This window comes from Serratia sp. NPDC087055 (assembly GCF_044900985.1).
Taxonomy (GTDB): Bacteria; Pseudomonadota; Gammaproteobacteria; order Enterobacterales; family Enterobacteriaceae; genus Serratia.
Window position 1 is genome coordinate 885,360 of record NZ_JBJDOG010000001.1, and the last position, 12,296, is coordinate 897,655.

Here is a 12,296-nt window from a genome sequence, read left to right on the forward strand (position 1 = left end):
GCTGCCGGGCCTGAGCCCGCTGATGGTAATATGCCATCGAATGAAGATAAAACAGACCTGAAATAATCTTTATTATGGCTAATACGTCAAAGCAAAAATGCTTTTGCCAGCCTGTCGGCAGAGGTATCTGTAGAACGGTCAGTCAGATTATTTACCCACCTGATGACCAATGATCCCCCCAACGGCGGCCCCGCCGAGCGTACCCAGTGCGCTACCATCGGTCAACACTGCACCGCCTACTGCCCCCGCGCCAGCACCAATAGCGGTGTTGCGGTCACGTTTGGACATGTTGGAACAAGCGCTGAGTGAAAACGCTAGCGTAAGCGCCAAAGCGGCGGTGGCGAAACGTTTATTGATAATCATCATAATGACTTCTCCTTAGCATTGGCTATATGGGAGTGCCTCTTAAGTATAGGCATGAACCCCGAATTCGGCCTGCTATTGGCTCCCATAGAGTATCGATATAAAAAATGGCATTTTTTGTTAAAGGCAGAATAATTAAAAGGCCAAATGTACAACTTCTGCCCATATTCACTATAAGCATCTGGTAAGTAATAAACAGGTAAATAGTCTTAAAGTCCGTTCTCCTGTTATGTACAGGCGATTCACCCTTTCTCTCGCAAATATTCGTTTCCAGCAGAAGCCTGCGTGGTCTTTAGCGATTTGCACCATACCTCCCTGGGGACGGGCTGCTGACAATAGGCTCAACACGCCTAATTGAGAAAGATAAATGCTTAACGAGCTCAAACAGCACGTATTCGAAGCCAACCTGGCACTGCCGCGCCATCACCTGGTGACGTTCACCTGGGGTAATGTCAGCGCTGTCGATCGCCGGGAGGGTCTGATGGTGATCAAACCCTCGGGAGTGGAATATGCGGCGATGACCCGTGACGACATGGTGGTGGTAGAGTTGGAAACGGGGAAAGTGGTGGAGGGTGAAAAAAAACCGTCCTCAGATAGCGATACACACCGCGTGCTTTATCTTGAGTTTGGGTCAGCGGGTGGGATTGTCCACACCCATTCGCGTCATGCGACTATTTGGGCGCAGGCAGGCCTGGATATTCCTGCCTGGGGCACCACACATGCGGATTATTTTTACGGTGACATTCCCTGTACCCGACAGATGCGGGATGCAGAGATTAACGGTCGGTATGAGTGGGAGACTGGCAGGGTGATTGTCGAAACCTTTGGCGACCGTCGGTTGGATCCGGCTAAAGTCCCGGCTGTGCTGGTTCATTCACATGGCCCCTTTACCTGGGGAAGAGATGCGGAGAATGCGGTGCATAACGCGGTGGTGCTTGAAGAGATTGCCTATATGGGGATTTTCTCACGCCAGCTGATGCCGGGGCTGGGGAACATGCAGCAAACTCTGCTGGACAAGCATTACCTGCGCAAGCACGGCAAAAATGCCTACTACGGTCAGTAACATTAAGGAGGGCAGCGAACGGGCGGCCCTCACTGCTGTTTGAACGGCTAATCGTTCACCATATCCAAGCGTATTCCCTGACGTTTCAACTGATGCTGATACTCCAACGCCAACCGTGAGTCGGTGATCACCCGATGAACCTCACCCTGTTGTGCTAATGGGTTGGGCTGGATTTGACCAAACTTGGAGGAGTCTGTCAGAACAATATTCTCGACACCCTTAGCCAACACCGCGTTGACCACATCGGCACGCATCATATCGCGCCCAGTAAACCCGGTCTCTGCGTGGTAACCGTCTATGCCAATAAACGCTTTACTGAAATGAACTTGTTGAATGCACTGACGGGTCAACGGACCGACGACGGTTTCGCTTTTTTTCTGATATAAACCACCCAGCACGATCACTTCGCAGTCGGTTTCTTTCAGCAGATTGGCGATATAATGACTGACGGTGATCAGTGTGATGCGTTTACGCTCGGCAATATAGCGAGCCAACAATGCGTTGGTACTGCCGCTTTCGATAAAGATGGTTTCATCGTCATTCACCAGCGAAGCAGCATACTGCGCCAACTTCTGTTTGAGCGTAAAGTTGGACATCATCCGCGCGTCGACGTCGTCGCTTTCCAATGCCAATGCGGAACCGTGTACCCGCTTCAAATAGCTGCGTTTTTCCAGCAAATTCAGATCCTGACGTATCGTCACTTCTGAAACCTGGGTGGCAGCGGCCAAATCGCTGACGCTGATGCGCCGGCGATCGTTAACCAATTGCAATATTGTCTGTTGTCTTGAATTCATATCAACCTGATGTGCGGCCACCAATGTGCAGCCGCTAATATTTATTGTTTAAATAGTATGTTCTGTTCGCGCAATAATATCATCCTGCGCGTCAGGGGATAATGCGGTAAAGAAAGCGGAATATCCAGCAACGCGGACCACTAAATCACGATACTGGTCAGGATGTTGCTTCGCTTCAAGCAAAGTTTCCCGCGACACGATGTTGTACTGAACGTGCCAACCTCGGTATGTCTCAAAGAAGGTGCGCAGCATCAACATCAACTTTTCGCGATCGCGTGGATTTTCCAATGTCGTGGGGTTGAGTTTCTGGTTCAGCAGTACGCCACCAAGGATCGACGCGGTGGGTAATTTGGACAGTGAATTGAACACGGCGGTTGGGCCAAGATAATCGGTGCCGGAGGCAGGGCTGGCACCTTCCGCCAGCGGCGTATGTGCCTTGCGTCCGTCCGGTGTTGCCAGCGTCGCTGCGCCAAACGGCACATTGGCCGAAATGGATGACGTTCCGGCGTAGTAGGTGCCGCCAATCGGGCCACGACCAAAACGGGTGTTGTGGTATTGCTTCAATTCATCAATGTAAGTCTGATAGGCGCGCACCAACAGTTGGTCAACCTCATCCACGTCATTACCATATTTTGGCGCGGCGTTGAGCAGCCGCTGGCGTAGCTGTTCGCCACTCAATCCGTCGAAATCATTCTCTAGCGCCGTCGCTAACTGCTGTTGGCCGATCACGCCCTGTTCGAACACCAGCTTGCGAACCGCCGCCAGGCTATTGCCCAGGTTAGCGATACCGACTTGCAAACCTGAAACCCAATCGTATTTTGCACCGCCTTGCTTGATGCTTTTGCCCCGTTCGATGCAGTCATCCACCAGTGCCGAACAGAGAATATCGTGTGCGTTCTCTTCCAATACGCTATCGACCACGCACTCAATTTCAATCGATTTACGGGTGTAGTAACGAATTTGCTCGTCCCAGGCCCCCAACACCTGATCGAAATGGGTGAAGTTACCCTGCGACAGCGCAAGCGTCTGTGGCAGGAAAACCTTGCCAGAGGTGGCGTCGCGCCCCTGTTCTAACGCTGCCAGTAACACGCGTGCGAAGTTAATAAAACTCATGCCGGTACAGCGGTAACCCCATTTGCCGCCAACGGCAGTTTCGATACAGCCTATCGCCGCATAGTCATAGGCATCCTGCGGTTCTACACCCAACTTGATAAATTCGGGAATAACAATTTCATCGTTGTTGAACGCCGGCATGCCAAAACCACAACGAATCACCTGCACGCAAGCATCGAGAAAATCACGGCTCATTCCCGCGTGGTAACGCACACTGAGGTTCGGCTGGGTCGAGCGCAGGCGACCGCAGGATTCCAGGATGGTGTAAGACAAAGGATTGACGGCATCACAGGGTTTACCGTCGATAAGTTGTTGCCCACCGATGGTGACGTTTTGATACAGCGGGCTGCCTGCCGAGGCTTTGGAGTGGGTGCCAGAACGGATCTTGTTGATCTCCAGCAGTTTCAGCCAGCAGCTGTGCAGCATTTCAATGGCACGCTCACGCGGCAGAGTCTGCTCCAACTCGACATCGCGGCGATACCAAGGGTACAGATATTGGTCGAGACGGCCAAAGGACACCGAATGGCCGTTGGATTCAATTTGTAGCGTTAACTGAATGAAGTAGCACAACTGCAGGGCCTGCCAGAAAGTCTGCGGTGGTCGGTGGGCGATCAGCTCGCAGTTTTCTGCGATGGTCAGTAGCTCTTTCTGCCGCCAGTGACGGCTTTCTGTCTGTGCCATACTGCGGGCCAGTTCGGCAAAGCGCAGGATATGGTCGCTCAGCGCCGTCAGGGTCAGGTCGATAGCCTTCAGGAATTGTTCCTGCTGTAACTCATGCCAGTCGGTGAGGTGAATGCGGCTGCGGCGCTCGTCTACCTTGTCACGCAACCCGTCGAGGCCTTTCTCTAACAGCAATGGGAAATTCACCGCCAGGTGGGCATCTCCCGAGGTCATATTGCCTTCGGCTTTGATGATGCCTGTGGCCAACAAGGCTTTTTGCTCATCGGTAAACATGCCATAGCAGCGGTCCTGTACCGTCTGGCCCCGCCACCATGGGCAAATTTGGTGCAGTACAGCCTTGTCCTCCTCACTAACGGAAAAACCGGCGCCGGGGCGATCGGCTAACTGGTCAATCTCGTCTTCGATCCAACTGACGGTATATTCCGGGAAGATCGGCGCGGCGCGCAATTTGCTGGCCTGGTTGCCGATAATCAGCTCATCATTGTCAATGCGCAGGGTACGTTTGGCCAGGTGGTTAGCGAGTGCCAGCGCCCGACGCAACGGCAAGGGTTTATCCAGGTGTTGTTGATAGGCTTCGGTGTAGTGCTGTGCGCGTTCGGTGCAAACAGGCGGTTTAACGATATGTATCAGCGCGTTCTTGTGGGCCAGGGTGCGTTCGGTCAGGGTGGTCAAGTCCAGAGTGGTCATGATGTTATCCTCGCAAAATAGCAGTCAGCCCTTTGGTTTCGGCGTACTGCTCGGCATAGGCCAGCAGTTCGGGGTCATCCAGTGGGGTTCGGGCGGCATGATAGGGTTCGCCGAGCAGGTGATATTTGTTGATGCCCAATGTGTGGTACGGCAAAAAATGAATCTCTTTGACGCCGGCTTCATCGGCGGCGAAATCGACAATTGCACGGACAGAGTGGCGATCGGCGTTAAATTCAGGGATCAGTGGTACACGCACGACAGTTTGGGTGCCGTGCTCAGCCAGTCGACAAAAATTGTCCATCACCCGTTTGGCGGATCCGCCGGTCCACTGTTTGAAGCGCCGTTCATCGACGTGTTTCAAATCCGCCAGCATCAGGTCAAGCCAGGGGAGCGAGGGGGCGATGTACGACCAAGGGGTGTGCAAGCAGGACTCCACGGCGGTATGAATACCGGCTTCGCGTCCACGGCGCAGCAGTTCGGCCGCGACTGTCGGTTGCATAAAGGGTTCCCCACCGGACAGCGTCAGGCCGCCACCGGTCCGCAGATAAAAGGGGCGGTCGCGCAACACGTCGGCCATGATCTCGTCGATATTTATCGCGCTTCCGCACAGGCTGAGCGCGCCGGTTGGGCAATGGGCGGCCAATGCGGCATAATCTTCGTGATTGAGTCGTTCGCGTTGGATTACCAGATCGTCGTTTACTCGCTGGATTGCCTGCGGGTTCGCGTCACGGCACAACATGCATCCGCTCAGGCACTGGCGTGGGTCGAACAACAGATCGGCCTGTCGTGCACGGCTTTCCGGGTTTTGGCACCAGCGGCAACTCAGCGAGCAGCCCTTGAGAAAGACTACGCTGCGAATACCTGGGCCATCGTGGGTGGAATAGCGCTGCAGATTGAATATCACGAGTCACCTGTCATTCGGTTGCTTTTCTTATTTCATTAAAGTTGTTTCGAATGAAAGTTGATTTGATTTCGATAAAATATGAACGCATTGTATGTCCTACTATGATGAGAGTTTGAATTCGCCCACAGAAGATTCAGGAGTCCGTAATGGAGCTTTATCTCGATACCGCTGATGTAAATGCAGTCAAACGCCTGGCGCGCATCTTGCCATTGCATGGTGTCACCACCAATCCGAGCATTGTTGCCAAAGAAGGCAAACCCATTTGGGAAGTGTTGCCCGCGCTGCGTGATGCCCTGGGCGGCACCGGCAAGTTGTTTGCGCAAGTGATGGCCAACGATGCCGAGCGTATGGTGGCAGAAGCAGCATTGCTGCATCAGCGAGTCCCAGGGCTGGTGGTGAAAATACCCGCGACCGCAGAGGGGCTGGCAGCGATTAAAAAACTGACGTCCATGTCGATCCCCACGCTAGGGACGGCAGTGTATGGTGCAGGTCAGGGGTTGTTGGCGGCACTGGCTGGCGCCGAGTATGTTGCCCCTTATGTTAACCGTCTGGATGCCCAGGGCGGTGACGGCATCGAGATGGTTCATGAGCTGCAACAGCTGTTAACGCTGCATGCACCGAATGCACGGGTGCTGGCAGCCAGTTTTAAAACGCCGCGTCAGGCGCTGGAATGCTTGCTGGCGGGCTGTCAGGCCATCACGTTACCGGTTGACGTGGCAGAGCAATTTCTTGCGGCCCCAGCGGTTCAGGCGGCGGTAGAGAAATTCGAGCAGGACTGGCAGGGCGCGTTTGGAACAAACTTGTTGAACTGAGCCGTGTGAAATAAGCAAAGAAAAGGGCGCCGCAGCGCCCTGATTAACAAAACATTCATTCAGCCGTTCTCACGCAGAACGATCGGCGATTCGTGCGCAGTAGGCTGGTTGGCGTTCAGTGCACGGCGTATCACAAAGAAGGCGGAGACCAGCATGGTGACTGCCACCAGCATAAAGAAAGCGCACAGTGCGGCGTTAATCTGGTTGCTGAAAACGATAGTTTCCATATCCTTCAGCGTTTTCGCGGGCGCAATCAGCGTGCCTTGTTCAATGCCGTTAGAGAATTTCTTCGCCTGTGCCAGGAAGCCGATGCTTGGCTTCTCGTGGAAGATTTTTTGCCAGCCGGCGGTCATCGAGGTGATAAACAGCCAGACTGTCGGCAGGATTGTTACCCAGGCATAGCGCTGCTTTTTCATTTTGAACAGCACGACGGTACCCAGGATCAAGGCCATTGATGCCAGCATTTGGTTGCCGATGCCGAATAAAGGCCACAGCGTGTTGATACCACCGAGTGGGTCGACCACCCCCTGATAGACAAAGAACCCCCAACCCGCGACGGCAACGGTGGTACCGGCCAGGTTGCCGAACCACGAACGGTTGTTGGCCAGTCTTGGGATCGCAACACCCACCAAATCTTGCACCATGAAACGACAGGCACGGGTACCGGCATCGACGGCGGTCAGAATAAACAGCGCTTCGAACAGAATGGCGAAGTGGTACCAGAACGCCATCATTGCGCGGCTGTTAAACACCTCAGTAATGATGTGTGCCATCCCCACGGCAAAGGTCGGTGCGCCACCGGCACGAGACAAGATTGAATGCTCCCCGACGTCTTTGGCAATCAGCGTCAGCGTTTCTGGGGTAATCATAAAGCCCCAGCTATTAATCACCTGCGAGGCATTCTCCACCGTGGTGCCGATCAGCGCTGCCGGGGAGTTCATAGCGAAGTAAACACCGGGGTCGATGACCGAGGCGCAGATCAGCGCCATGATGGCCACGAAAGACTCCATCAGCATTGCGCCGTAGCCGATAAAGCGAATGTGACTTTCGCGCTCTACCAGTTTTGGTGTCGTGCCGCTGGACACCAACGCATGGAAGCCAGAGATAGAGCCACAGGCGATGGTGATAAACAGGAATGGGAACAGTGAACCCGCGAACACAGGGCCGCTACCGTCGATAAAGCGTGATACTGCGGGCATTTTCATTTCCGGCATGGCAAAGACGATGCCAACTGCAAGCCCAATGATGACGCCAATCTTCATAAAGGTGGACAGGTAATCACGCGGCGCCAGCAGCAACCATACCGGCAGTACCGAGGCAACGAAGCCATAAACCACCAGCACCCAGGTCAGCGTGGTGCCGTGCAGCGTGAAGAATGGGCCCCAGTAGGGATCTTGTGCCACATTGCCGCCGTAAATAATCGCCAGCAGCATCAGTGCAAAGCCGATCACCGATATTTCGGCGATTTTACCTGGCCGGATGAAACGCATATACACGCCCATAAATAGCGCGATGGGAATAGTCGCGGCGATGGTGAACAAGCCCCATGGGCTGTCTGCCAGGGCTTTTACCACCACCAATGCCAATGCAGACAGGATGATAATCATCACGCCCAGTGCACCGAGCATGGTGATCACTCCCGCGAAGGCCCCAAGTTCTTGCTTGGCCATTTCCCCGAGCGAACGACCGTCGCGGCGGGTAGATATAAACAGAATCAGGAAGTCCTGCACGGCACCGGCCAACATCACCCCGACCAAGATCCAGATGGTTCCGGGCAGAAAGCCCATTTGCGCCGCCAAAATCGGACCCACCAATGGCCCAGCCCCGGCGATAGCAGCAAAGTGGTGACCAAATAGCACCCATTTGTTGGTGGGGACGTAATCGAGTCCGTCGTTATGACGTTCAGCCGGTGTCATGCGGCGATCGTCGAGCTCAAATACTTTCTTGGCAATAAACAGGCTATAGAAGCGATAAGCGATGCTGTAACAGGCGATCGCCGCTACCACCAACCAAACCGCATTGACATGTTCCCCGCGGCTGAGTGCCAGCATGGCGAAGGCAAATGCACCGACCAACGCCACCACCAGCCAGATGATTCCGGACCTGACGTTTTTCATGTTCAACAACTCCTTGGTGTGCAGAAATAAAAGGCGTGTTCTTATGGAGACTAGGTACAGATTAAAAGTAGGAGTTTTGCGCGTGAAGAACAGCAGGTCGGATGAGAAATGTGAAGCAGATTGAGTAATGGCGTAAAAACAATGTGATGAAGTTGTGGCGCGACCCGGTCCTGCAATAAAAAAGGCGACGCTGTAGCATCGCCTGGTAGCTATTTACACCCAGGTTTAAATCATCCAATAACTGACACCCAGCACGATGCCGTTCATGGATATATGTAGACTGATGGGCATTAACAGACCGTTTGATTTGACCCTGGCGACTATCAGCGTCAATGAAACACAAAACAGAATGAGTAGCATGCGCGCATCCGCATATTGTGTATGCAGTAAGGCAAAAAGAATCGATGTCACTATCGCTGCCCCGATTTTACCGCCGGCAAACCAGGTTTGAAATGCGCCATAAAGGCAGCCTCTAAAGACGATTTCTTCATAAATGGGGGCGAGGATGATCAGGGTGAGCTGCACCAAGAAAAACACGTTACCTTGGCGTGAAACCTGTTCAATGACCCAGCTTTCCGTTTTGGTTATGCCAAGTAAAGGTGGTGCAATAAATTGCAATGCCAAAATGATCAATAGAAAACCAAAGAATGAAGCGGGTTTGAAATTACCGGCACCAAAAGAAGGGCGGTTTTTATAAAATTTCAGGTATAGCGGAACGATAACGACAAACTCAATCACCAGTAATATAGGGACCAGCCATCCCTCGGCTTGCAGTTTTTCCCTGTTGGGGAAGAGCAGCGGTAGAAATGTCAGGGCTACCATCAACAAAAACGTGGAAAAGAACCCTTTGGTTTCCCTGTGTCGTGCGATTTCCTTATCCCAATCGGTCATTTTTATAGTCCTTTATATTTTAAGTGATAATTGCTGTTATCCATGTGTTATCAGGCTCTGCCCGTGCAGGCAGGTCTACCTGTTCCCGGTCGATGACTGCATCACATGGCAAAAAAAAACACCGGAGGCTTACCTGCCGGTGTTTGTCTTGTGTGAGCGCTATCTCACGAGGTTATGCCGCCGGTCTGGCGATGACGCTGCGGGTTTCCATACGCACTTCGGCAATGGTGACTTGCAGGCTATCACCTTGGCGGTAGACAACTTCACCTTTGATTTGGACCGTGCCGGTTTCCTGGCTGCAGACCATTTCGTCACGGACCGCGTGAATAAACGGTGCTGGGATGAAGGCCACTGCGCCATTGTCCAGCAAACGTACCCGCAGACCGCCACGCGTCACGTCGATGATTTCTGCGTTGAAGCGCTCATCGGTACCTGCTTTGTCTTTCAGGTAACGTGCATACAACCAGTCACCCACGTCACGTTCCGCCATGCGGTTCAGACGACGGCGTTCAGCCAGTTGAATGGTCACTTCATCTTGCGGTTTTTCGGCGGGCTGGCCGGTGATAACCGCTTTCAGCAGACGGTGGTTAACCATGTCACCGTATTTACGAATCGGTGAGGTCCAGGTCGCGTAGGCTTCCAGCCCCAGGCCGAAGTGCGGGCCCGGTGTCGTGCTGATCTCGGCGTAGGTCTGGGAGCGTCGGATACGGCTGTCGAGGAATTGGGTCGGCTGTGCATCCAGATGGCGGCGCAGTTCGCAGAACCCCTCTAACGTCAGCAGCTTCTCGGCTTCAGCTTCTACCCCGTTGGCTTGCAGAACGGTAACCGCTTGTTCAACCAGCAGCGGGTCGAAACCGGTATGCACGTTGTAAATACCGAAGCCCAGACGGTCGCGCAGTACGATAGCGGCGCAGACGTTGGAAGCGATCATGCACTCTTCAACGATACGGTTGGCGCTACGGCGTTGTTCAGTCACGATCTCCAACACTTCGCCTTTCTCGCCTAATACAAAGCGGTAATCAGGGCGATCTTTAAACACCAACGCATGCTGGTGGCGCCATGCGTTACGGGCATCACACACACGCTTGAGCAGCGTGATTTGTTGTGCAATGTCATCGCTTGGCGGCTGCCAGCCGGCAATGCCTTCCAGCCAGTCGGACACTTCGTCGTAAACCAGCTTGGCTTTAGACTCGATCTCAGCGGCAAAGAAGCGCATGTCATCGGCCAACGCGCCGTCGGCACCGATGGTTACGCGGCAAGCCAACACGTGGCGGCGCTGGTTAGGGCGCAGTGAACACAGGTTGTCTGACAGATCGCGCGGCAACATAGGGATGTTGAAGCCCGGAAGATAGTTGGTGAAAGCACGCTTGCGGGCGATTTCATCCAGCTCGCTGCCCTGTTCGACGTAAGCGGTCGGATCGGCAATGGCGATGGTCAACTGCAGCGTGCCGTCGCCGTTGTCCTGCACAAACAACGCATCGTCCATATCTTCGGTGCTGGCGCTGTCAATGGTGACAAAATTCAACGCGGTCAGATCTTCACGTGGCAAAGAGGCGTCCGGCTCGCGGGTAGCGATCATTTCCGGTGCTTCTTTTTCCAGATTGTGACGGGCGAGGGTAACCCACCACGGCGCAAGGTGATCTTCGCCATCGGTAATGAATTGGGTCAGATCGGCGTTGAAGCCGCGATCGCCTTTCAGCGGGTGGCGACACATTTCTGCGACCGCCCAATCGCCAGCCTGGAAGTCGTGGTTCAAACCACGCACAGGACGACACTGAATCGCGTCTTTCAGCAACGGATGATCGGGCACGATGGACAAACGGTCATCGCGCTTTTGCACACGGCCGACGAAGCGCGACAAGAAAGGCTCGATCAGGGTTTCCGGCTCGGCGATTTCGCGTTCTTTCTCGGTATGCAGCGTCGCGGTCACTCGGTCACCGTGCATCACTTTCTTCATGTACGGGGGTGGAATGAAATAGCTCTTCTGACCGTCTACCTCAAGAAAGCCAAAGCCTTTCTCAGTCCCTTTTACTACGCCTTCAACGCGCGGGGTCTGAGAGTGAAGTTGCTGTTTAAGCTGCGCCAGCAGCGGGTTATCTTGAAACATATCGTCCAGTGAATGGGTTGTGAGTGGCAAGATTTGCGGCTGACAGTTTTACGCGAATCACCCGCTGCGGGCAAGCCTAACGTCACGGTTTTCCTGCGTTGGGGCGCGATTTTGCGGAATATTGAGCATTCAAAAGGCAGGAATAAAACCCCGGCTTGAGACGCCGGGGGAAACGAGGGGCAGATCAGTCCTGTAGCGGTGAGGGCTGCAGAATTTCAATCCAGTAGTCATCGGGATCTTTGATAAAGGCCACGTAATTCATACGACCTTCATGCAGACGTTTCTGGAACGTCACGCCAAGCCGTTCAAAACGGTCGCAGGCAGCACGCACGTCCGGCACGGTCACACAGAGGTGGCCAAAGCCACGCGGCTCGCTGTTGCCGTTGTGGTAATGAAAATCGGCTTGCTGTTCGGTACCGTGGTTATGGGTCAGCTCCAGAATGCCCGGTTGGCTCAGTGCCCAGCGTTTACGGGCATCGTCATCCTGTGGGATCTGGTCACGCGGGCTGCGGGTCAGGTAGCAAATGGTAAACGCAGCTTCGTTGAAGGTTTCCAGATACACCGGGGTAAAGCCCAGCACGCGGGTATAGAAATCCAGCGCTTTGGTTAAGTCCTTCACACGGATCATGGTGTGGTTGAACACGTAGCCGTCGGTGACCGTTTCCGGTTGTGCGGTCACGCCCGGCAGCGTCAGTAAATCATTCAGTGGCATAGGGATCCCTCTTAGGTTGTTGATACGACTCTAGGGTAAATTAATGCTAATC

General features: G+C 53.8%; 10 protein-coding genes. 2 read left to right on the forward strand and 8 right to left on the reverse strand.

Features of this window, described 5'->3' with window-relative positions:
• Positions 1-147: 147 nt before the first annotated feature.
• Positions 148-366 (reverse strand): osmotically-inducible lipoprotein OsmB, encoded by a 219-nt coding sequence (osmB, locus tag ACI2J2_RS04180; RefSeq protein ID WP_004945176.1) that lies wholly within the window; start codon positions 364-366, stop codon positions 148-150.
• 364 nt (positions 367-730) lie between these two features.
• Between osmB and araD the strand changes: the two genes are divergently transcribed.
• Positions 731-1,426: an L-ribulose-5-phosphate 4-epimerase gene (gene araD, locus ACI2J2_RS04185; protein WP_404759458.1), complete on the forward strand. Its 696-nt coding sequence runs from the start codon at positions 731-733 to the stop codon at positions 1,424-1,426.
• Between the two features lie 47 nt (positions 1,427-1,473).
• Here araD and ACI2J2_RS04190 read toward each other — a convergent pair whose 3' ends face one another.
• Genes ACI2J2_RS04190 through ACI2J2_RS04200 form a run of 3 tightly spaced genes read right to left on the reverse strand, consistent with a single transcriptional unit; the run spans position 1,474 to position 5,605 of the window.
• Complete coding sequence (locus tag ACI2J2_RS04190; RefSeq protein ID WP_209633795.1) at positions 1,474-2,220, reverse strand: DNA-binding transcriptional regulator YciT; 747 nt, start codon at positions 2,218-2,220, stop codon at positions 1,474-1,476.
• 48 nt (positions 2,221-2,268) lie between these two features.
• Positions 2,269-4,701 (reverse strand): formate C-acetyltransferase/glycerol dehydratase family glycyl radical enzyme, encoded by a 2,433-nt coding sequence (locus ACI2J2_RS04195; RefSeq protein WP_404759459.1) that lies wholly within the window; start codon positions 4,699-4,701, stop codon positions 2,269-2,271.
• Positions 4,702-4,705: 4 nt separating this feature from the next.
• Entirely contained in the window at positions 4,706-5,605 is a 900-nt protein-coding gene (locus tag ACI2J2_RS04200) for a glycyl-radical enzyme activating protein (RefSeq protein WP_404759460.1), read from the reverse strand.
• A gap of 146 nt (positions 5,606-5,751) precedes the next feature.
• Here ACI2J2_RS04200 and fsa point away from each other — a divergent pair, with 146 nt between their 5' ends.
• Positions 5,752-6,417, forward strand: a complete 666-nt coding sequence (gene fsa / locus ACI2J2_RS04205) for a fructose-6-phosphate aldolase (RefSeq protein ID WP_265553487.1) — start codon at positions 5,752-5,754, stop codon at positions 6,415-6,417.
• A 59-nt stretch (positions 6,418-6,476) separates the two neighbouring features.
• Here fsa and ACI2J2_RS04210 read toward each other — a convergent pair whose 3' ends face one another.
• The 4 genes from ACI2J2_RS04210 to gloA form a co-directional block, all read right to left on the reverse strand.
• Complete coding sequence (locus ACI2J2_RS04210; protein ID WP_404759461.1) at positions 6,477-8,534, reverse strand: carbon starvation CstA family protein; 2,058 nt, start codon at positions 8,532-8,534, stop codon at positions 6,477-6,479.
• Between the two features lie 225 nt (positions 8,535-8,759).
• Complete coding sequence (locus tag ACI2J2_RS04215) at positions 8,760-9,425, reverse strand: CPBP family intramembrane glutamic endopeptidase (protein ID WP_209633785.1); 666 nt, start codon at positions 9,423-9,425, stop codon at positions 8,760-8,762.
• Positions 9,426-9,597: 172 nt separating this feature from the next.
• A complete protein-coding gene (locus ACI2J2_RS04220) occupies positions 9,598-11,532 on the reverse strand; it encodes an exoribonuclease II (protein ID WP_209634221.1) in 1,935 nt (644 codons plus the stop codon).
• 184 nt (positions 11,533-11,716) lie between these two features.
• The gene (gloA, locus tag ACI2J2_RS04225; RefSeq protein ID WP_265553482.1) at positions 11,717-12,244 is read right to left on the reverse strand and encodes a lactoylglutathione lyase; all 528 of its coding nucleotides are present in this window, start codon (positions 12,242-12,244) and stop codon (positions 11,717-11,719) included.
• Between the last annotated feature and the right edge of the window lie 52 nt (positions 12,245-12,296).